Source organism: Pedobacter sp. KBW06 (assembly GCF_003852525.1).
Taxonomy (GTDB): domain Bacteria; phylum Bacteroidota; class Bacteroidia; order Sphingobacteriales; family Sphingobacteriaceae; genus Pedobacter.
In genome coordinates this window covers 221,064-243,028 of the sequence record NZ_QAJL01000004.1, presented here as the reverse complement: position 1 = coordinate 243,028, position 21,965 = coordinate 221,064, and the positions used below count along the sequence as shown (strand labels likewise).

Genomic DNA, 21,965 nt, shown 5'->3' with positions numbered 1-21,965 from the left:
AATTTTTTGGCCGGGAGCCTTTCCTTCTATGATTAAAATGTATTTGAGAAGGACATATCCTTTGCCATTTCCGAGGTCCCTTTCTGGAAACTGTAATTGATCTGTTCCGGATCGGAAATGATGTCGCAGATCAGTTCATCAATTTGGTTTTTATCCACATTTGGCATACAGATAATGTGAGATAAGCCGCTTTCTGAAGCAAGCTGCCATTTCTGACAAATCCATTTTGAAGGGGCAGGAAAAACAACAGTGATGGCGTTCTGATTTCTCCAGGCCTCAATGCCCAGGCTTTTCAGCTGTTCTTCTGCATAAGTGGCGATGGCCAGACTGTGCATTGCCCTTTCTTTTAGACCTTTCATTCCTAATTTCTTCAGGGTATACCAAAGAAACAATGGGCTATGTCCATTTCTGGAACCAGTGATGGTGGTATCCACGCTGCCAATATAATCTATAGAACGTGCGATCCTGTCGCGGTTTGTTTTCTTAACGATCACCAGGCCGCAAGGCATAGGGGTCCCCATAAATTTATGCCCGCTGATGGCAATGCTGTCTACGCCATCGGCAAAGTCAAAGGCTGGACGGGGTTCAATAAATGCGCTGTAACTTCCTGATAAAGCACCATCAGCATGGATATAATGGTTTTTGATGGCCAGATTTTTCAGAATTCCCTTAATCCTTTTCACATCATCCCTTGCTTCTGTCATGGTTGTTCCTATATTGGCGAAGATTACTACCGGCAGGTGACGGTTCATGAGGAGGCTGTTGTGCAGGTCTTCATAATCCATTTCTCCGTTGGCCTGGGAGCGGATGGCAATATTGGGCATGTTCAGCAGCAAAAGGTTCTTCTGAACGCTGTAATGCGTTGAGTCGGAATAATAGACCATCGCCTTTGGATAAAGTTCTCTGGCGAGGTACAGGCCATACATGTTTCCTTCTGAGCCTCCATTGGTCACATATCCCCACCAATTGTCTTGTTGTGCGCGGAAGAGTTCAGCAAAGAAACGAACTACATCTCTTTCCAGCTCTCTGGTATCTACCGCATAAGTAGATTCTGTAAAAGGGTCTCCAAGGTTATTGATCGGATATTGCAGGAAGGGAAGGAGCGGGGTATAGTCAAAATCTTTAGATACCGGGTAGCCAAGGAACAAACGGGTTTTCGATTGCACCTTTTCATATAGCTCCGCAAGTCTTTTATTGTCTTCGGTTGAAAGATTAAATTCCATGGTTATTCAGATTGTTTAGACTTCAAATTTATATATAACCAGTTAATTGATCTTTTAATTTGATTATAATAGAAAATAAACACTTAATTTGGTGTCTAATTAGTCTTTTTAATCTAAAATGGGCTTAATTATTTTAAAATTCAGAAAAACTAAACTAGATGGAACAGTTCGATAAGATGGATCAGCGCATTTTAAACGCTTTACAGCACAATGCAAGGTTGAATACAAAGGAGATTGCGCATAAGGTGGGCTTAACCGTTACACCCACCTATGAACGTCTGAAAAAGATCGAAAAGTCTGGGGTAATCAGAAATTATGTGACCTTACTGGACCGGGAAAAGATAGGCAAGACGCTGGCTGCATTTTGTAATGTTACTTTGCAGGTGCACTCTCTTCCGCTGTTAAAGAAGTTTGAAGCCGCCATGAGCAAGCTCGATGAGGTGATGGAATGTTATCACGTTGCCGGAACCTATGATTACCTGCTAAAAGTAGTGGTCAATGACATGAACAGGTATCAGGATTTTTTAACCAATAAGCTGGCCGCTATTGAGAATATTGCCAATGTGAACAGCTTATTTGTGATGACGGAGATTAAGCACAATACTGCTTATGTGATCGAAAAATAGCTGTTACTTTAATTTTTCGTTATTCTTGTGTCGGTCTGCATCCCTGATGGATTTCTTAACCAGGTTTTTTTCCATGGCTTCGGTCAGGTTGATTCCCGTTTGATTTGCCAGACAGATGAGTACAAACAAGACATCAGCCATTTCATCAGCAAGGTCTACTGCTTCATCGCTTTTCTTGAAAGACTGTTCTCCATATTTTCTGGACATGATCCTGGCAACTTCGCCTACTTCCTCCATGAGGATTGCTGTATTGGTGAGCTCATTGAAATAACGGATGCCTGTATTTTTTATCCATTGATCTACGGTTTCCTGTGCTTCTGCTATGGTCATATTATTCTTTGTTTTTGGTATCTATCATAATGGTTACCGGGCCATCGTTCACCAGGCTGATCTTCATATCTGCGCCGAAGATTCCGGTCTGTAACTCCTTTTGGAGAAGGGCGGATAGTTTTTTGATCATTTCTTCGTAAAGTGGGATGGCCTTGTCTGGCCGGGCAGCCCTGGTGAAGCCAGGTCTGTTGCCTTTTTTTGTTGCGGCAAATAAAGTAAACTGACTGATCAGAAGAATATTCCCATCTACATCTGCCAGCGATTTATTCATCAGGTCATTTTCATCTCCAAAGATCCTCATGTTGACGATCTTTTGGCTCAGCCAATCCAGATCTTCGGCGGTATCGGCATCTTCAATGCCTAACAATACCAGGAAGCCGGTCTTGATGCTGCCGGTAATTGCTCCTTCGACTACACAACTTGCTTCAGTAACTCTTTGTATAATTGCTCTCATTGGGATTTAAGCGCGGGTTTCGTTGCCATTGTAAATGCTGAGGTAGCTTTCATACCTGCTGATTTCGATTTCTCCGTTTTCTACAGCAGTGATGACCGCACATCCGGGTTCATTGACATGTCTGCAGTTGTTGAACCGACATTGATTAAGCAAGGCCCTCATTTCTCTGAAATAATGACCCAGTTCTTCGGGCCTGATGTCAAAGATGCCCAATTCTCTGATGCCGGGTGTATCGATCAGGTATCCTCCGAAGGGAAGGGTGTGCATTTCTGCAAAAGTAGTGGTATGCTGTCCTTTGTCACTTGCTTCAGATATTTCACCGGTTTTGATACTTCTGCCAGGAAGCAGCACATTGATCAGGCTTGATTTTCCTACTCCTGAGTGTCCGGAGAATAGGGTCGTTTTATCTTTTAACAGACTTTCGATCTGAGGGATGTTGGTTCCTTCCAATGCCGATACCGTATAGCATGGGTAACCAATGTTTTCATAGATACTCTTATAATCTTCCAGAATAGCCAATCCATCTTCATTAAATAAATCCAGCTTGTTGAAGATCAGGACCGCAGGAATATCATAAGCTTCCGCAGTGGCGAGGAAGCGATCGATAAAACCCAATGAAGTCCGTGGTGAAGCGAGGGTAACAACTAAAAAAGCCTGATCCATATTGGCTGCAATAATCTGCGCCTGCTTAGACAGGTTAATAGATTTACGGATGATGTAGTTCTTCCGGTCGTGTAATTTATAGATAACACCATTGTCTGAGTTGGGTTCAAGTTCAAATTCGACCTGATCGCCGACAGCGATGGGGTTAGTCGTTTGAATGCCCTGAATTCGAAACTTCCCTTTAATACGGCAGTCGTAATCGACACCATTTTCTGCGTGTACCTGATACCAGCTTCCTGTTGATTTTATGACTAATCCTTGCATATGATGGTGTAAAGGTAAGAAATTGTTTTAGGGTAATTATTTTTTGAACGGATTGATCATATTTATCGTTTTTACCGGTTGCTGGAATAGTTGTTGAGCAGTGAAAAAAGGAATTATATTAATGTCAATAAAGAGAGAATGAGCAGTACATTATTTGTGAAGAAAAGAATTGAAGAATTGTTACATTTCTTAAAAATACGGAAATCTAAAATTGAAAACACGGATGAAGTTCCGATATCTGATCTTCATTATCTGTGCTATATCTCGACGTATGAGGGGCTTGAAATTACTCCTGATATTGAATTGTTTGGATATGAAAAAGCTTTAAAAGAGAATCGTTACATAGAAGAGAACTATTCTGATTTATATTCCTCCCTGTGGATGATTGGCAGTTCAGGTCAGGGAGATGGATGGTTTCTTGACCGAACTTCGGGCTGTGTTTTATTTTACGACCATGATCAGGGGGAATATGATGCTAAGTCAGATTTTTTGAGTCTTCAAATAAACTTTCCGGAATTTATTCAGGCCGCTTTCCTGTTTCAGGAGTTTGAATCTTTACTTGATGAAGGTTATCCGGAGGCAGCAACAGCGCAATTGTTAAAAGTAGGGTTGGATGCTATAAATCCTGTTATTTTTGATTTGTATCCTTACAAATATTAAACCAGATTATCAGGAAAGGATCAGACAGAACAGGTATTGCAGATTGATGCTGTTATGAAAATCATTGGTGGTATTCCTAATGGTCATTCCTACAATAAAGTTCCTGGATTCAAAATTTGGGTCAGCTTATAAAATGAGCTGCTGTTTTCCTGTTTTGACCCGGTGCTGAAAATGAGCGACTTAGGGGGCTGTCATTTTGAGTACTTGGTTTAATCTGCTTCAAACGCAAACTTTTGAAAAATCAGATAAATATTTTATTAATCATTTGCTAATTAGAAAAATATAACTTTACTTTACGTCAGAGCACAGTAAGTGTAAAAAATACAATGTTTAATAATTCAACCATTATTTCCATTATTACCACCACCGGGATATCTCGGAGGGAGGCTAGCTAATGGGTAAAAATAAAAAACTAAAAACCACAAAAAGCGCCTTCCTCTAATCGGGGAAGGCGCTTTTTTTTTAACCGTAAATTATGAATATTTTAAAATTTGGAGGTACATCAGTCGGTTCTTTGCAAAGCATCAGTGCATTGTTAAGTATCCTTAAGGATCAGCAAGGCGCTGAAAATCCTATTGTCGTCTTATCGGCCATGAGTGGGGTAACCAATGCCCTGGTCGAGATGGCAGAAAACGCAGGGCAGGCTAGGGATTATAGCGAGGAGTTAAAAACAATTGAGAAAAAACACTTTGATGTGATCCGGGCTTTATTGCCTGCGAACGCTCAGAACCCGGTACTGACCAAGCTTAAAATCTATTTTAATGAGCTGGAAGAAATCTTACAGTCGGTTTATAACCTTCGGGAGCTAAGTCTGCAGACGAAGGACCTGATCTTAAGTTACGGTGAACGTTGTTCTACGGTGATGATCAGTCATATTGCCAGGCAAACTTTCCCGAACGCCCTTTATGTGGACGGATCAGAGCTGATTAAAACAGATCATAATTTCGGACAGGCAAAAGTGAATACCTATCTCACAGAGACCCTGATCAGGGATTTCCAGGAGAGTAATGCGGATAAGCTATTGTTTGTGACCGGCTTTATTGCCAGCAACGATGAGGGCAGAATCACTACTCTTGGGAGAGGTGGAAGTGACTACACGGCTGCAATCTGGGGCTCTGCGTTAAATGCAGCGGAGATTCAGATCTGGACAGATGTAGACGGAATGTTGACTGCAGATCCGAGAATGGTAAAAAAAGCGTTCTCTTTGCCGGAGCTGAGTTATACCGAAGCGATGGAGCTTTCTTATTTTGGTGCAAAGGTGATCTATCCTCCAACAATGATCCCTGCATTTTTAAAGAGAATCCCTATTGTGATTAAAAATACGTTCAATGTAGACTTTCCTGGAACCTATATCAAACATGGAACCAGTGTTTCGAAATTGCCGATCAAAGGGATTTCTTCTATTGATGAGATCAGTGTGCTGAACCTTACAGGAAGTGGAATGGTGGGAAAAGCCGGTTTTAGCGGAAGGTTATTCTCCTTACTATCACGGGAGCAAATCAATATCATCCTGATTACCCAGTCTTCTTCGGAGCACAGCATTACTTTTGCAGTGAAACCTGCCGATGCCCTGAAAGCACTTGCCCTGATCAATAAGGAATTCGAACTGGAGCTTCAGGCGCGCAAACTGGAATATCCTGAAGTGGAAAACGGACTGGCTGCCCTGGCGATTGTAGGGGAGAATATGAAAAAGACGCCGGGGATGTCAGGGAAGTTATTTAATGCTTTGGGAAGGAATGGTGTGAATGTACGCGCAATCGCACAAGGTTCTTCAGAGTATAATATTTCTGTGATTATCTCCAAGCCTGACCTTTCAAAGGCAGTAAACGCGGTCCATGATGCTTTTTATGCTAATCTGAAAAGAACTTTACACGTATTTTGTCTGGGGACTGGTAATATCGGAAAGACGTTATTCACACAGCTGGAGGCTCAGATGGACTTTTTAGCGACCAACAACGACCTTCAGGTAAAAGTGATGGGCGTAAGTAATACCCGTAAAATGTACCAAAATGCAGAAGGCATTGCTTTAAGCAGCTGGGAGAAAGATCTGGAAACACATGGTGAACCGGCAGATTTAGCGGTATTTATCAAACAGATGAAAGCGATGAATCTACCGAACTGTGTGTTTGTAGACAATACCGCCAGCCATAATCCGATTCAGTTTTATCAGGATGTGCTTCAATCCAGTATTTCCGTGGTGACTTGTAATAAGATCGGGAACTCTGCAGACTATGAACAATACGTTGCTTTTAAACAGGCGGCGAGAAAATATGGAGTCGATTTTTACTATGAAACAAATGTGGGTGCAGGTTTGCCGATCATCCGGACTTTAAAAGACCTGATGATGAGTGGCGACCGGATAGATCGGATTGAAGCCATTCTATCAGGTACGATCTCATATATCTTCAATAATTATAAAGGAGATAAATTGTTTCATGAAGTGGTGAAAGAAGCGCAGGATAAAGGATATACGGAGCCAGATCCGAGAGATGATCTGAACGGGAAAGACTTTATGAGAAAGATGCTCATTCTGGCCCGTGACGCCGGTTATCCATTGGAAGAAAGTGATATTGAGATTGAAAGTATGCTCCCACCGGCTTGTTTGGCTGCAGCTACCGTGGCAGATTTCTATCAGGAGTTGGAAAACAATACAGACTATTTTGAGAAACTGAAGCAGGAAGCTGCCTCAAGTAATAAAGTGCTAAGATACATCGGGAAGCTGGAAGCAGGAAAAGTAATGATCACCTTACAAATGGTAGATGATGGTCATCCTTTCTACATGCTTTCCGGAAGTGACAATATTATTTCTTTTACCACAGACCGGTATAGAGACCGTCCATTGGTGGTTAAAGGGCCTGGTGCTGGTGCGGAAGTAACCGCTGCGGGTGTTTTTGCAGATATAATTAATGTAGGTAAACGATGAAAGAGTCTATAAGAGTTTTTGCCCCAGCGACAGTTGCCAATGTAGTTTGTGGATATGATGTTCTGGGTTTTGCGGTAAATGAACCCGGTGATGAAGTTATTATGAAGTTAACGGAAACTCCCGGCATCAAGATCACAAAGATCACTGGTGATGATGGGCGGTTGCCACTGGATCCAAAGAAAAACACGGTAAGTGCCAGTGTCCAGCATTACCTGAACCATATTGGGAAACCGGATACGGGAATAGAAATTGAATTGCATAAGAAGATGCCGATAGGCAGTGGGTTGGGATCAAGTTCGGCCAGTACCGTTGCCGGCTTATTTGCTGTAAATACCTTGTTTGATAATTTGTTGACCAATAAAGAACTTGTTCCTTTTGCGATGAAAGGAGAGGAACTGGCCTGCGGTTACGGACATGCTGATAATGTGGCTCCGGCGCTTTTGGGAGGCTTTGTATTGATCAGAAGCTATCAACCGCTGGACATTATCAGTTTACCACATCCTGATGATCTGTATGCAGCTATTGTATACCCGGAAGTCGATGTGCCTACTAAGGATGCCAGACAGATGATTCGTTCTAAAGTGTTTTTAAAAGATGCGGTTACCCAATGGGGAAATGTTGCGGGTCTGGTAAGTGGTTTGTTTCTGAAAGATCATGACCTGATTGGCAGAAGTATGACCGATATTCTGGTAGAGCCTACGCGCTCTATTTTAATCCCTGATTTCTATAAACTAAGAAGTCTGGCTATGAAAACAGGAGCTACGGGTTTTGGTATTTCCGGTTCTGGTCCTTCGGTTTTTGCTTTAACAAAAGACGAGGCAATAGCCAGGGCAATCACTCAGAAGCTGCAGCAGCATTTAAAAGGCATTGGCATCAATAGCTTGTCTTTTGTATCCGAAGTAAATAAAAAAGGTCCTGTTATTTTAGATTAACCCCATTATGAAACTATATAGTACTAATAATCACGATTTAAACGTAGACTTTCCTACCGCTGTTTTTAACAGCATGCCTTTGGATAAAGGCTTGTACATGCCGGTAAATATTCCGGTATTGGATCAGGAGTTTATTCAACAAATCGATCAGTATACTTTACCACAGATTGCTTTCAAGGTAGCTTCAGCATTATTGGATCATGCTATTCCAGCCGAAGATTTGCAAAAGATCATTGACGAGGCATTTAATTTCGACGCACCAGTGGTACCACTTGAAGCCGAGACCTATGTATTGGAACTATTTCATGGCCCTTCACTCGCTTTTAAAGATTTTGGAGCCAGGTTCATGAGCCGGATTATGGCTTATTTCCTGAAAGATGGAGAGCAATTACTGGATGTTCTGGTTGCGACTTCCGGTGATACAGGAGGAGCGGTGGCATTAGGGTTTCTTGGGGTACCGAATACCAGGGTAACCATTCTTTATCCAAAAGGGAAAGTGAGTGAAATTCAGGAATTGCAATTGTGCACGAATGGTCAGAACATTCATGCCATAGAAGTGGAGGGAACTTTTGATGATTGTCAGCATTTGGTGAAACAGGCATTTGCGGATGAGGAATTGAATCGCAAACTCCGTCTGACTTCTGCTAATTCTATCAATATTTCCAGGCTGATCCCTCAGACTTTGTATTATTTCAATGCTTATGCGCAACTCCGCAGGGCAGGAAAAAAAGAAGTGATATTTTCCGTGCCCAGTGGTAATTTTGGAAACATTGCTGCCGGATTACTGGCCTATAAGATGGGACTTCCTGTAAAACAGTTTATAGCTGCTACGAATGTAAACGATACTGTTCCCAGGTATTTGAAAACAGGGATATACGAAACAAGACCTTCTGTGCAGACTTATGCCAATGCCATGGACGTAGGTGCCCCAAGTAATTGGGTAAGGATCATGGACCTCTTTAATCAGGATAAAGCTGCTTTGCAGGAGGTATTGAAAAGTTATAGTTATACCGATGAAGAAACCTTAGAAGGAATTCATTCGATCTATGATCGGTTTGCATATATCGCTTGTCCGCATACTGCCATTGCCTGGTTGGCGCTGGAAGATTATAACAAGGAAAACCCCCAGGAAAATGCCACGGGGGTGTTTTTATCTACGGCACATGCCTGTAAGTTTCCAGATGTCTTTTCGGAAGAGATGAGCAGCAAAATTCAAGTCCCCGCACAGGTGCAGGAGCTGACTGCTAAATTAAAACATGCTGAAAAGATGGATACGGAGTATGGTTCTTTTAAAAACTATCTGACTACTTTTTACTAAAGCGCATGATGGCAATATCGCCCATCATAAAGTTAAGCGTGCTGTCACTTACAGAATAAGTACTTGCTTTTTTTAACATTTCCAGAAAAGTGGCCTCTCCTTCACCGGGGCAGGCCATTTTTGTCATGGCTAGCGGATGTGTGAAATTGACGGTAGTGTCGTCTGCAATTAAAGTGCCTGAGAAAGAATTACAGCTGGTATTTCCGCTTAATTTCTTCCCTGTGACATCAAAGGTAATAGTTGGTTTTGTTGCAGGATATAGACCATTAAAAGCTATTCTCGGACCAGAGATGTAGTTCAGTTCCCAGGTTCCTCCCAGTTGAGATAATCCGCCATTTCCTATCGTTCCGGGTTTCAGGGTAGTGCAGGCAGCAAAAGTGCCGGTCATTACAATTGCCAGTAACATGATTCTTTTCATAGCCTTATTGTTTTAATGATACCCGAAAGGTACAAAGAGTATTCGAAAATATACCTATCGGGTATCATGAAAAGGCTAGAATACTGCCTGTACGATCTTCTTTGTAGGTTCCGGATTGCCCATCGTATAGAAGTGAAGGACAGGTGCACCCATTTCTTTTAACTCCTGGCACTGGTGGATCATCCATTCTATTCCTACTTCTTTTACATCCTTCTCGGACTTGCAGGCCTGGATGGCTTCAGTCAGTTCCATTGGAATATCCAGGTGGAAAATCTTTGGCAGGCTAACCAGTTGTTTACTACTCGTGATTGGTTTTAGTCCGGGGATAATCGGGACGTTAATGCCATTTGCACGGCATTTATCCACTAAAGCTTTATATTTTTTGTTGTCAAAAAACATCTGTGTAACGATGAAATCGGCTCCGGTATCGACTTTATGTTTCAGGTATTTAAAATCGGTATCCAGGTTTGGCGACTCGTAATGTTTTTCAGGATAACCCGCTACTCCGATACAAAAATCAGTCTTTGCGGCGTCTTCCATATAATCATGAAGGTAACGGCCATTGTTCATGTCTACTACATGTTGTAACAATTCTGAAGCATAAGCATGTCCATCTGGAGTTGGAACAAAAGAGTTATCACTTTTCCGGGCATCTCCGCGTAAAACCAGCACATTGTCGATTCCTAAAAACTGGAGATCGATCAGCGCGTTTTCAGTTTCATCCTTTGTAAAACCTCCGCAAATCAGGTGGGGTACTGCATCCACATTGTATTTGTTCATAATGGCTGCACAGGTAGCCACTGTACTTGGACGTTTGCGGTAAGCGATCTTTTCTAACAAACCGTTTGGATGTTGTTTGTAGATATAATCCTCTCTGAGGTAAGTCACATCAATAAAAGGTGGATTGAATTCCATTAAAGGATCTATTGCATCAAAAATACCTTTAATGCTTTGCCCTTTTATTGGTGGTAAGAGTTCAAAGGAGAAAAGGGGCTTTCCTTTTGCGTTACTGATATGGTCTACGATCTTCATTAATATTTTTTGTTAGGTTGGTTTTCTGTAATTAATAAGCGAGGTTAGGACTTAACCATCTTTCTACTTCTTCTATCGGCATGTCTTTTCTAAGGGCATATTCTTCGATCTGATCTTTGGTGATCTTTCCTAAACCGAAATACCTGGACTGAGGGTGAGCGAAATAAAACCCACTTACTGCTGCGGTTGGATACATCGCGTAGCTTTCCGTTAATCGTAGACCTATCTTATTTTCTGCATCAAGCAATTCAAAGAGCGTTCCTTTTTCGGTATGTTCCGGGCAGGCCGGATATCCCGGTGCAGGCCGAATCCCGGCATATTCTTCTTTGATCAATGCCTCATTGCTTAGTTGTTCATCTTTTGCGTAACCCCAGTAATCTTTACGGACCAGTTCGTGCATTCTTTCTGCGAAAGCTTCTGCAAGCCTGTCGGCCAGTGCTTTCGCCATGATGCTGTTGTAGTCATCATAGTTGGCTTCAAATTCGGCTACAAGCTCATCACATCCTATACCTGTGGTGACTGCAAAGCCGCCGAAATAATCAGCAACGCCTGATTCTTTTGGCGCCACGAAGTCTGATAAGGCATAATAAGGTTCGCCTGCTACTTTTTCTGCCTGCTGGCGAAGAGTATGAATGGTTACTTCCTGTCCTTCCACATCAAGGATGATATCGTCGCCAACTGTATTTGCCGGCCAGAAGCCAATTACACCTTTTGCGGTAAGTAGTTTCTCATCGATAATTCTTTTTAGCAGTGTCTGTGCATCATCAAATAGTTTTTTTGCCTCATCACCAACCAACTTATCGTTGAATATTTTAGGATAGCTGCCGCGAAGCTCCCAGGTATGGAAGAATGGTGTCCAGTCGATATACGGAACCAGTTCTGCCAGTGGGTAGTCTTCAAATACTTTTGTTCCGGTAAATGCAGGAGCCGGAGCAACCAGGTCAAGATCGATCTTAAACTGATCTTTTCTGGCCTCTTCTAAAGTCTTAAAACGTTTATCAGATCGCTTGTTTAAGTGTGCTTCTCTTGCTTTATCGTATTCTTTTTTGATGCCTTCAATATAAGGACCTCTGGTTTCTTCATTCATCAGCGTACTGCATACCGTTACACTTCTGGAAGCATCCAATACGTGAATGGCAGGGCCTGAATAGTTCGGAGCCACTTTTACTGCCGCATGAATTCTGGAGGTGGTGGCACCGCCGATGATCAGGGGAATGGTAAAGCCTTCGCGTTCCATTTCTTTGGCAAAGTGTACCATTTCGTCAAGTGATGGGGTAATCAGACCACTTAATCCAATGATATCCGCATTAATTTCTTTGGCTTTCTGAATGATGGTTTGTGCAGGGACCATGACACCAAGATCTACGATCTCGAAGTTATTACAGGCTAATACTACGCCTACAATATTTTTTCCGATGTCATGAACATCCCCTTTTACAGTAGCCATCAATACTCTTCCTGCAGATGAACTTGCTTTTCCGTCGGGGTTGTCCAGTTTTTCCTGCTCAATGAAAGGAAGGAGATAAGCTACAGCTTTTTTCATTACCCTGGCAGATTTCACCACCTGAGGAAGAAACATTTTTCCTGCTCCAAAAAGATCTCCAACGATGTTCATTCCGTCCATTAACGGACCTTCAATCACATGTATTGGTTTAGGGTATTTCTGTCTGGCTTCTTCTACATCGGCATCTAAATACTCTATAATTCCCTTTACCAGGGAATGGGACAGTCTGCTTTCTACGCTTTCTTTTCTCCATTCCTCATCTCTGACAATCTCTTTCCCCTTAGATTTAATGGTATCTGCAAATTCTACCAGTCTTTCTGTAGCATCTTCTCTGCGGTTGAGCAATACATCTTCCACACGTTCCAGAAGTTCCGGTGGTATTTCCTGGTAAACTTCCAGCATTCCGGCGTTTACAATCCCCATATCCAGACCTGCTTTAATGGCATGGTACAGAAATGCAGAGTGCATGGCCTCTCTCACGGTATTATTCCCCCTGAAAGAGAAAGATATATTGGAAACTCCTCCACTTACTTTCGCGTAAGGCAGGTTTTCTTTGATCCATCGGGTAGCATTAATAAAATCTACTGCATAGTTGTTGTGTTCTTCCAAACCGGTTGCTACGGTCAGGATATTTGGATCAAATATGATGTCTTCCGCAGGGAATCCGACTTCATTCACTAAAATATCATAAGAGCGCTTACAGATTTCTTTTCTTCTTTCAAAGTTATCTGCCTGTCCTTGCTCATCAAAAGCCATCACGACTACAGCGGCGCCATAATTCATGATTTTAAGGGCACTTTCTTTAAATTTTTCTTCTCCTTCTTTCAGGGAGATGGAGTTGACGATTCCTTTTCCCTGTAAACATTTCAATCCGGCCTCAATTACGCTCCATTTGGAAGAGTCGACCATGATTGGAAGTTTGGAAATATCCGGTTCAGAAGCGATCAGGTTTAAGAACTTGACCATTGCCGCTTCTCCGTCCAACATCCCTTCATCCATATTTACGTCGATTACCTGGGCGCCGCCTTCTACCTGTTGACGGGCAACAGTAAGGGCAGCTTCATAATCGCCACCTAAAATAAGTTTTGAAAATTTAGGGGATCCGGTGATGTTTGTTCTTTCACCAATGTTGACAAAAATGCTTTCCGGGGTGATAGTTACGGGTTCCAGACCGCTTAGACGCAAGTATGGGGCTACTTCAGCGATTTTTCTTGGGCTAACTTTTTTGGCTTTGGCAGCAATACAGCTGATATGCTCAGGCGTAGTGCCACAACAACCACCCACGATATTCACAAATCCGTGTTGTATAAAATCTTCTACTAAATGCGCTGTTTCATGAGGCATCTCATCATAGGCACCAAACTCGTTCGGTAAACCTGCATTGGGGTAGGCGGATACGTAACAAGTCGCCTTGGCGGAAAGCTCTTCAATGTGTGGCCTCATGTCTTTGGCACCCAGTGCACAGTTAAAGCCTATGCTGATCGGGTTGGCATGGATCACCGAATTTAAGAAAGCTTCCACAGTTTGTCCGGATAGGGTCCTTCCTGAAGCGTCAGTAATGGTTCCGGAGATCATGATGTCTATCGTTCTGCCAATCTCTTTTTCATATTTTTTAATAGAAAATATGGCAGCTTTGGCATTTAAGGTATCAAAGATGGTTTCAATTAATAGAAGATCGGAACCGCCATCAACCAATCCGCGCACCTGCTGGTCGTAGGCATCTACGAGTTCATCGAAAGTTAATGCCCTATATCCGGGATCGTTCACATCCGGTGAGATGGAAAGTGTCCTGTTGGTTGGACCAACGGCACCAGCCACGAAAGACCTTCTGTCCGGATTTTCGGCCATGAATTCGTCTACCGCTTCGCGTGCAATCTTTGCACCGGCAAAACTCATTTCATAATCCAACTCTTCCATCTGGTAATCTGCCAGTGAAATGCGCTGGGTACTAAAAGTATTGGTTTCAATAATATCTGCACCGGCCTTAAGGTATTCGGTGTGTATTGCTTTAATGATGTCAGGGCGTGTGAGGTTCAGCAAATCATTGTTGCCTTTAACATCACATGGGTGATCTTTAAACCGCTCTCCTCTAAAATCTTCTTCTGTCAGGATATAACGCTGAATCATGGTTCCCATGGCACCATCAATAATCAATATGCGTTTCTCTAACTCTGCTCTAATGTCCATTTTGTTTTCTCCGGTAACGCGTAAGAAAAGAGCTTCCGGGTATGAATATCATACTGGTTACTATTTTATACGCAGTCAAAAAGCTTATTGAAAAGTCCGGTATAGGATTGACTTTAACTTATCTTTCGGGAGCCAATGGTCCGGTTCCAGTAGAATGTAGCACCTTGTAAGCACAGGTTGCTAAGACTTCGCAGGGTCTAATCCCTCCGTCTTTCTCTATAAGCACTGCAAAAGTGCAACAAAGAAAAATGATTTCCAAAAAAACAGCACTTAAAGCATATAAAATTGCAAAGGCCACGCAAATCTGCATGGCCTTCGGAACAATATTCTGTAAAATTGTGATTATCTTCTGCTTCCGAAGATTCTTAATAGGAACAGGAAGATGTTGATAAAGTCAAGATACAGTGATAAAGCGCCCATGATGGCTAATTTTTTAGCATCGGCAGCAACCATCTGATCACCATTTTCTTCAATACCTGCACCGATACGTTTCAGCTTTTGAACATCATAAGCCGTAAGGGCAGTAAAGATGGCTACACCAAAGAAGCTCATCACATAGCTAAAAGTAGGGCTTCCAAGGAACATGTTAATGATGCTGGCAATGAATAATCCCGCAACACCAACCATTAAAATTGGTCCGAATTTACTTAAATCTACATCAGTAGTATAACCAAGAACGGCCATAATCCCAAAGATACCTGCTGCTGCTGCAAAACAAGCCACAATAGATCCTGCGGTGTATACTAAGAGGATAAAGCTCAAACTCACCCCTAAGAGGATAGAGAATAAGACGAAAACGCCTAATAATGCACCATAAGAAAGGCGGCTAAATCCAGCTCCCATTAATAATACCAGACCCAGAGGGGCAAACATGGCTATATATCCTAATACAGTTCTTTGTCCGGTTTCAAAATTCACCAACTGGCTTAATGCAGCTGGAGAAGTAGAGATAACCAAAGCTGCTACTGTTGACAAACTCAATGCTACAAACATCCATAGAAACACATTTGCGAAGAACTTCTTGGCAACCATTCCGGTTTGCTGTTCTGCAATGACAGATTTGTGTGCCCATTGGTAATTATTGTTGTTATCCATTTTATTTAAATTTTAGTTTAAAGTTACTAATTGTTTATCTTCTTACAAAACCTATGCCCCGAGTCGTTTTGTCAGGATTTCTTCTACTTTTTTAAATAATTGAAGTGGTTTTAATGTTCTCCATGCCAAATCGTCAAGCTGACCGCCAAAGTTTATGTAGTAGTCAATATTGCCGCTTCTGAATTCATCGATTACATGTTGCTGAAAATTAATCCCGGTGATCCAGCCATCTTCGACATCCTGGAACCACTCTTCATAGTAGCTATCTTCGGAAGAATGGAAGTTCAGGATGTTTTCTCCGACAAGGATAAATTTATTAATTCCTTCATCGATCATCAGTTCCAGGATCTCTCTTTTCAACAGCATAATGTCGTTGCCGATTGCATCATTCCATTCTCCGATAAACTCGATGATGGCATAATTCCTGTCGTAATCCGTATACAAAACTTTAAGGTATAGTGTATTGGATCCAAAGTCATCCCATTGTGGATGAATCAGGAAATTGTACAGTTGTTTGTCGAAATAGAACTCTGAGTATTCCGTATTGTAAAAAGGCGAACGTTCATCTTCGGCAGCGATGTAATCATCGCGCCACAGATAGAAAGGCTCAATTTCGTGCATATTTTATGAGATTATTTAGTACCTGCTTCTACAGCTTTACGTACACTTCCATAACGGATGAGCAGATCTGCCGCCTGATCATGGTCGATGTGTAGTTCTTCCATTACCATTTGTGTGCCACGATCAACCAGTTTATGGTTGGTCAGCTGCATGTCTACCATTTTATTTCCTTTTACCCGACCCAGTTTTATCATTACTGTGGTACTAAGCATGTTTAAAACCAATTTTTGTGCTGTTCCTGATTTCATACGGGTAGAGCCGGTCAGGAATTCCGGGCCAACTACTACCTCTACCGGGAAATCACTCTCGGCAGCTATAGGGCCACCTTCATTACAAACGATACACCCGGTTAAGATGCCGTGTTTACGGGCGGTATTTAGTCCGCCGACCACATAAGGAGTAGTTCCTGATGCGGCCAGCCCAATCAGGCAATCTTTTTCATTAATTTTGTATTCCTGAAGGTCTATCCATGCCTGTTCAACATCGTCTTCGGCATTTTCTACCGCTTTTCTGATTGCAGTATCGCCACCGGCAATGATACCGACTACCCAATCAAAAGGAACGCCGAAGGTTGGAGGACATTCTGAGGCATCTACTACACCCAGGCGGCCACTGGTTCCGGCGCCGATATAAAATAGACGGCCTCCACTGATCATACGTTCTGCAACTGAGGCAGCCAATTTCTCTATTTGTGGGATGGCATTTTCCACCGCCTGAGGAACTGTCTGGTCTTCCTTATTGATGTCTTGAAGAATTTGAAGTACCGACATCTGATCGATGTTGTTATACTTTGACTCCTGCTCAGTTACTCTTATCATATATGGTTTTTTTGATAAAATTCGTGATTTTCTTTTTAAACCGGAAATATTCCCGGAAATCAGTTCAAATAACACGATACTATGCAACATTCCTGTTAATCGTGAAATTTATCAAAACAATTACAAATGAATAAGACTTAATTTATTAATTGACAGGGTTATTTTATAACTTTACGCAGCATTTAACCATGAAAAAGACTACCCGATATAACCTTTTGATCGCCCTTACTTATTCCGTTGTTCTGATAGGTGGAATGTTTGTGGGGTATAAGTTCTTAAAAGATCAGGGATTTCAGGTTAAAAAGCAGGCCGGTTATCTTGCCGACAATACAGAGAAGGTAGACGAAATCATCCATATTATTAATAAAAACTATGTTGATGAGGTGAATGCAGATAGTTTACACCACCTTCCTATAGATAGCTTGTTACATCAGCTGGACCCGCATAGCGTATATCTTCCTCCGGCAAAAGCGAATGAATTTGCTGAGGCCCTTGGGGGGAATTTTGAAGGTATTGGAATTGAATATTACATCCTTAATGATACCTTGCTGGTGACCAATGTGATCAAAGATGGTCCTGCTTTTCTTTCAGGAATCCGTCAGGGAGATAAAATTCTTAAAATAGATACTACTTTTGTAAGCGGAAGGGCATTGCCAAGAGAAAAAATGATCGGTAAGATCAAAGGAAAGAAAGGTACTGCTGTAAAATTAAGTATCCTGCATCCGGGAAATCCAAGCCCGGTACTCTTTACTGTGAATCGTGGACGGGTAAAAGTAAGCAGTATTGATGCAGCTTATATGCTCAATACCGAAACCGGATATGTGCGCATCAGTAATTTTGGTGCAGATACGGATCAGGACTTTGTAGAATCTGTCCGGGCGCTTAAAGGTAAAGGGATGAAAAAACTGGTGCTTGACCTTCGCGACAATGGGGGAGGCTACCTGACTGCAGCGACAGGGCTGGCGAATCAGATTTTAGCAGAAAACAGATTAATTGTATATACCCAGGGCAAACACGAACCGAGAACGGATTACTTTACCACTGGTGGAGGAGAGTTTGAACAGGGGAAACTGGCCATTCTGATCAATGAAAATTCTGCCTCTGCGAGTGAAATTCTTGCCGGTGCGGTACAGGATTTGGATAGGGGAATCATTATTGGCCGACGTTCTTTTGGAAAAGGACTTGTCCAGGAGCAGTTTCCTTTTGTAGATGGTTCTGCCCTAAACCTGACCATAGCAAGATATTATACGCCTTCAGGCAGAAGCATCCAGAAATCTTATAAAAAGGGCTACAATGCCTATCAGAATGAGATTGAGGATCGCTTTAATGATGGGGAGCTGACTTCAAAAAATGTAAGTGTAAAAGATAGCGTTAAGAAAGGAAAGTTATTCTTAGGTGGTGGAATTCAGCCGGATGTTTATGTGAAAATGGATACCAGTGGATTTAACCGGTTCTATGCCAAGCTGATTGCGAAAAAAGTATTATTTGACTTTGTCTATGATGTTCTTGCAAACCGCTATACTTCTTCTTTTATTGAACAGAACCTTGCAACCTTTAACATCAATGATGCGGATTACAAGGACCTGTTGAAGTATATTCAGACCAAGGGAATTGTGATAGAGCCTAAGCTATTGCAGGCTGCCAGACCTTTGATCTATAATGATATTAAAGTGTTGTTGTGTAAATACCACCTGGGTGATGCCGGTTATTACAAGGCGCTTAATTTAAGTGACGCTATGGTCAAACAGGCATTAACCAGTTTGCAGTAATCGTATTTTATTTCTGTCTGAAATAAATCTGAATTGGTACTCCGCTAAAGTTGAAATTTTCCCTTAGTTTGTTCTCAATGAAACGTTTATATGGTTCCTTTATGTACTGAGGGAGGTTACAGAAGAAAGCAAACATCGGTGATGTTCCGTTGATCTGGGTAATATATTTAATCTTGATGTATTTTCCTTTCAATGCTGGTGGAGGATAGTTCTCGATAATTGGCAGCATGACATCATTCAATTTAGAAGTAGGAACTTTCTTTCCTCTGTTTTTGAATACTTCTAATGCTGTTTCGATAGCCTGGAAGATACGTTGTTTATTGACTACAGAAGTGAAAACAATTGGTACATCAGTGAAAGGTTGTAGTTTCTGACGAATTTGGTCCTCAAATATTTTGACAGTTTTACTGTCTTTCTCTACTAAATCCCATTTGTTAACCAGGATCACAATTCCTTTTTTGTTTTTCTCTGCAAGGTGGAAAATATTGACGTCCTGAGACTCTAGTCCTTCCATGGCATCTATCATTAAGATAACCACGTCAGCTTCTTCCAGCGCTTTAATGGTACGCATAACAGAATAAAATTCAATGTTCTCTTTTACTTTGGTCTTCTTACGAAGTCCGGCAGTATCAATAAACATAAATTCATGTCCGAATTGATTGTAGTGAATGTGGATAGAATCTCTCGTTGTACCTGCAATCGGAGTTACAATATTTCTTTCTTTACCGATTAGTGCATTGATCAAAGATGATTTACCTACGTTAGGTCTTCCAACGATAGTGATTTTAGGTAAAGCATTTTCTTCTTCTACCACATCTTCGAAGTGTTTGATTACATCGTCTAACAGATCACCTGTTCCGGAACCAGTCATAGAAGAGATCGGATAGATCTCACCTAAACCAAACCCGTAAAATACGGAAGCATCATTTTGCAATTGAGTATTGTCTACTTTATTTACAACGATAAATACTGGTTTGCTACTGCGTCTAAGTAATTGTGCGATTTCGTCATCCAGGTCGGTAATACCGGTTACCACATCTACCATAAACAACAATACTGTTGCTTCTTCGATGGCGATCACCACCTGTTCACGGATGGCTGCTTCAAAAACATCTTCAGAATTGGCTACGTAGCCTCCTGTATCAATTACTGTAAATTGTCTGTTTGTCCATTCTGCCGATCCGTAATGACGGTCACGGGTTACACCGCTAAAATCATCAACAATGGCTTTGCGACTCTCTGTTAAGCGGTTAAATAGGGTAGATTTGCCTACGTTTGGTCTTCCGACTATTGCGATAATGTTGCTCATGTGTATTGGTATGAATTGTATTAGTTATTAAGGGGTTGCAAAGGTAAGCTTAATTTTCGTACCCGAAACTTTTTAAATAGTTCTTTTTACTTCTCCAGTCTGGGACCACCTTTACAAAGGTCTCCAGGAATACTTTCTGATCCAGAAATTTCTCAATATCCTTACGGGCTTCGGTACCCACTTTCTTCAGCATGGCACCACCTTTACCGATCAGGATGTTTTTCTGAGAATCGCGTTCTACAATGATCTCAGCACTGATTCTGGTGATTTTTTCTTCTTCTTTAAAAGAAGTAATCACGACCTCTGTGCTATATGGGATTTCCTTTTGATAGTTGTTAAAGATCTTCTCTCTGATGATTTCTGAAACAAAGAATCTTTGGGTACGATCGGTCAGGTCTTCTTTATCATAGAATGGGGCATGTTCCGGTAAATGGTCCAATACCATCTCCATGATGCCATCCAGGTTATATAGATGTAGTGCAGAAATGGCATAAATATGCTTCGGTTTTAGTTTTTCCTGCCAGTAAGCAGTTTTCTCTTCTACCTCTTCTTGTGTGGCATTGTCGATCTTATTGATCAGGACAATCATTGGAATAGTGGTGTCAATAATCTTTTCCAATACATCGTTCTCATCATACTGTTCATTAATGTCGGTAACGAACAAAATCAGATCCGCATCGGTGAGGGCTCCTTTAACCGAACTCATCATAGAATCTTGCAAACCGTAACGCGGTTTTATGATGCCCGGAGTATCAGAAAATACAATCTGATAGTTTTCTTCATTGACTATTCCCAGAATCCGGTGACGGGTAGTCTGAGCTTTCGGAGTAATGATAGAAAGCTTTTCACCCACCAGGGCATTCATTAACGTTGATTTGCCCGCATTGGGCTTACCAATTATACTTACAAAACCTGCTTTATGTGACATGAAAATATTTTTTAAAATAAATTTGCACCACAAAGAAACGAATTATATCTTTGCATTCCAATTCGGAACAAGAGTTAAACAAATAACGAAAGCTACGAAATTGTATATAGTGCGGGGTGGAGCAGTTGGTAGCTCGTCGGGCTCATAACCCGAAGGTCATCAGTTCGAGTCTGGTCCCCGCTACCAAAGAAGCCGTGATCTTAATAAGATTAAGGCGCTTCTAAAATGGCCCGTTCGTCTAGGGGTGAGGACGCCAGATTTTCATTCTGGAAACAGGGGTTCGATTCCCCTACGGGCTACAGTAATCATTAAGCAGAGGCTTAGTGAAGTTTTAAAAAGGAATAGTGCGGGGTGGAGCAGTTGGTAGCTCGTCGGGCTCATAACCCGAAGGTCATCAGTTCGAGTCTGGTCCCCGCTACCAATTAGGTTCGTAACCTGTAAAGGTTAAGGCAATCTAAAATGGCCCGTTCGTCTAGGGGTGAGGACGCCAGATTTTCATTCTGGAAACAGGGGTTCGATTCCCCTACGGGCTACGATCCCGCTTTACGATAAGTAGAGCGGGATTTTTGCTTTTCTAAGCTTTTTGCATTGGAGTCATTGTCTAAAATAGGATGAAGATGCAGGCGGATTCCCGGGGGTAAAGTCTTTTCAGGATCGGACAATATGTAAACTTACGTAGTATAAGACAGCCTATGTAAACTCAGAATAGGAAAATCAGCAATTTTAGGTAAACTAATGTCAGTGATAAAATTTATCATTGTAAACCCATATTAGTATAACAAAAAAACAACGTAAACACTAATCAGTAATTTACTTTCTATATGTAAACTTATCCTAGTATAGGACAGTTTGTATAGGCATTGGTGTTGCTGAGGGGTTGGTAAGGGGTTG

The 21,965-nt window shown here is 41.7% G+C and carries 18 protein-coding genes, 4 tRNA genes and 1 riboswitch; of the genes, 10 read left to right on the top strand and 12 right to left on the bottom strand.

Annotated elements, in window-relative coordinates:
* Window positions 1-32 precede the first annotated feature (32 nt).
* Window positions 33-1,223, bottom strand: coding sequence for a histidine decarboxylase (locus tag DBR43_RS23335; RefSeq protein ID WP_124585374.1), 1,191 nt, complete (start codon window positions 1,221-1,223; stop codon window positions 33-35).
* Between the two features lie 158 nt (window positions 1,224-1,381).
* On the opposite strand from DBR43_RS23335, the gene DBR43_RS23330 reads away from it, so the two are divergent.
* The gene (locus tag DBR43_RS23330) at window positions 1,382-1,849 is read left to right on the top strand and encodes an Lrp/AsnC family transcriptional regulator (RefSeq protein ID WP_124585372.1); all 468 of its coding nucleotides are present in this window, start codon (window positions 1,382-1,384) and stop codon (window positions 1,847-1,849) included.
* Window positions 1,850-1,852: 3 nt separating this feature from the next.
* On the opposite strand, the gene DBR43_RS23325 is transcribed toward DBR43_RS23330, so the two are convergent.
* Genes DBR43_RS23325 through rsgA form a run of 3 tightly spaced genes read right to left on the bottom strand, consistent with a single transcriptional unit; the run spans window position 1,853 to window position 3,560 of the window.
* Entirely contained in the window at window positions 1,853-2,179 is a 327-nt protein-coding gene (locus DBR43_RS23325; protein ID WP_124585370.1) for a nucleotide pyrophosphohydrolase, read from the bottom strand.
* A 1-nt stretch (window position 2,180) separates the two neighbouring features.
* Window positions 2,181-2,633 (bottom strand): D-aminoacyl-tRNA deacylase, encoded by a 453-nt coding sequence (dtd, locus tag DBR43_RS23320; RefSeq protein WP_124585367.1) that lies wholly within the window; start codon window positions 2,631-2,633, stop codon window positions 2,181-2,183.
* 6 nt (window positions 2,634-2,639) lie between these two features.
* Entirely contained in the window at window positions 2,640-3,560 is a 921-nt protein-coding gene (rsgA, locus tag DBR43_RS23315; protein ID WP_124585366.1) for a ribosome small subunit-dependent GTPase A, read from the bottom strand.
* Between the two features lie 138 nt (window positions 3,561-3,698).
* Between rsgA and DBR43_RS23310 the strand changes: the two genes are divergently transcribed.
* From DBR43_RS23310 to thrC, 4 genes are all read left to right on the top strand, one after another.
* Complete coding sequence (locus DBR43_RS23310) at window positions 3,699-4,220, top strand: SMI1/KNR4 family protein (RefSeq protein WP_124585364.1); 522 nt, start codon at window positions 3,699-3,701, stop codon at window positions 4,218-4,220.
* Between the two features lie 475 nt (window positions 4,221-4,695).
* Window positions 4,696-7,143 carry a bifunctional aspartate kinase/homoserine dehydrogenase I gene (gene thrA, locus DBR43_RS23305; protein ID WP_124585362.1) on the top strand — a complete coding sequence of 816 codons (2,448 nt, stop codon included), beginning with the start codon at window positions 4,696-4,698 and terminating at the stop codon, window positions 7,141-7,143.
* Window positions 7,140-8,075 carry a homoserine kinase gene (locus DBR43_RS23300; RefSeq protein WP_124585360.1) on the top strand — a complete coding sequence of 312 codons (936 nt, stop codon included), beginning with the start codon at window positions 7,140-7,142 and terminating at the stop codon, window positions 8,073-8,075. The genes thrA and DBR43_RS23300 overlap by 4 nt, the downstream gene beginning before the upstream one ends.
* A gap of 7 nt (window positions 8,076-8,082) precedes the next feature.
* Window positions 8,083-9,393, top strand: a complete 1,311-nt coding sequence (gene thrC, locus DBR43_RS23295) for a threonine synthase (protein WP_124585358.1) — start codon at window positions 8,083-8,085, stop codon at window positions 9,391-9,393.
* Here the strand turns inward: thrC and DBR43_RS23290 are convergent.
* From DBR43_RS23290 to murQ, 6 genes are all read right to left on the bottom strand, one after another.
* A complete protein-coding gene (locus tag DBR43_RS23290) occupies window positions 9,380-9,811 on the bottom strand; it encodes an META domain-containing protein (RefSeq protein ID WP_124585356.1) in 432 nt (143 codons plus the stop codon). The genes thrC and DBR43_RS23290 overlap by 14 nt on opposite strands.
* 75 nt (window positions 9,812-9,886) lie before the next feature.
* Window positions 9,887-10,843, bottom strand: a complete 957-nt coding sequence (metF, locus tag DBR43_RS23285; protein ID WP_124585354.1) for a methylenetetrahydrofolate reductase [NAD(P)H] — start codon at window positions 10,841-10,843, stop codon at window positions 9,887-9,889.
* 31 nt (window positions 10,844-10,874) lie between these two features.
* Window positions 10,875-14,534 (bottom strand): methionine synthase, encoded by a 3,660-nt coding sequence (gene metH, locus DBR43_RS23280; protein WP_124585352.1) that lies wholly within the window; start codon window positions 14,532-14,534, stop codon window positions 10,875-10,877.
* Window positions 14,535-14,649: 115 nt separating this feature from the next.
* A riboswitch (SAM riboswitch) is annotated at window positions 14,650-14,759 on the bottom strand.
* 117 nt (window positions 14,760-14,876) lie between these two features.
* Entirely contained in the window at window positions 14,877-15,629 is a 753-nt protein-coding gene (locus DBR43_RS23275) for a Bax inhibitor-1/YccA family protein (protein WP_124585350.1), read from the bottom strand.
* 51 nt (window positions 15,630-15,680) lie between these two features.
* The gene (locus DBR43_RS23270) at window positions 15,681-16,250 is read right to left on the bottom strand and encodes a hypothetical protein (protein WP_124585348.1); all 570 of its coding nucleotides are present in this window, start codon (window positions 16,248-16,250) and stop codon (window positions 15,681-15,683) included.
* Between the two features lie 11 nt (window positions 16,251-16,261).
* Window positions 16,262-17,068: an N-acetylmuramic acid 6-phosphate etherase gene (murQ, locus tag DBR43_RS23265; protein WP_074608996.1), complete on the bottom strand. Its 807-nt coding sequence runs from the start codon at window positions 17,066-17,068 to the stop codon at window positions 16,262-16,264.
* 188 nt (window positions 17,069-17,256) lie between these two features.
* Between murQ and DBR43_RS23260 the strand changes: the two genes are divergently transcribed.
* Entirely contained in the window at window positions 17,257-18,837 is a 1,581-nt protein-coding gene (locus DBR43_RS23260; protein WP_124585346.1) for a S41 family peptidase, read from the top strand.
* 7 nt (window positions 18,838-18,844) lie between these two features.
* Here DBR43_RS23260 and der read toward each other — a convergent pair whose 3' ends face one another.
* Complete coding sequence (gene der / locus DBR43_RS23255; RefSeq protein WP_124585344.1) at window positions 18,845-20,146, bottom strand: ribosome biogenesis GTPase Der; 1,302 nt, start codon at window positions 20,144-20,146, stop codon at window positions 18,845-18,847.
* Between the two features lie 49 nt (window positions 20,147-20,195).
* On the bottom strand, window positions 20,196-21,074 hold the full coding sequence (era, locus tag DBR43_RS23250; protein ID WP_124585342.1) for a GTPase Era: 879 nt from the start codon (window positions 21,072-21,074) through the stop codon (window positions 20,196-20,198).
* 110 nt (window positions 21,075-21,184) lie between these two features.
* Between era and DBR43_RS23245 the strand changes: the two genes are divergently transcribed.
* From DBR43_RS23245 to DBR43_RS23230, 4 genes are all read left to right on the top strand, one after another.
* A tRNA-Met gene (locus DBR43_RS23245) sits at window positions 21,185-21,260 on the top strand.
* 41 nt (window positions 21,261-21,301) lie between these two features.
* Window positions 21,302-21,373 (top strand) — tRNA-Glu (locus tag DBR43_RS23240).
* A 46-nt stretch (window positions 21,374-21,419) separates the two neighbouring features.
* Window positions 21,420-21,495, top strand: a tRNA-Met gene (locus DBR43_RS23235).
* Between the two features lie 40 nt (window positions 21,496-21,535).
* Window positions 21,536-21,607, top strand: a tRNA-Glu gene (locus DBR43_RS23230).
* Window positions 21,608-21,965: the final 358 nt, after the last annotated feature.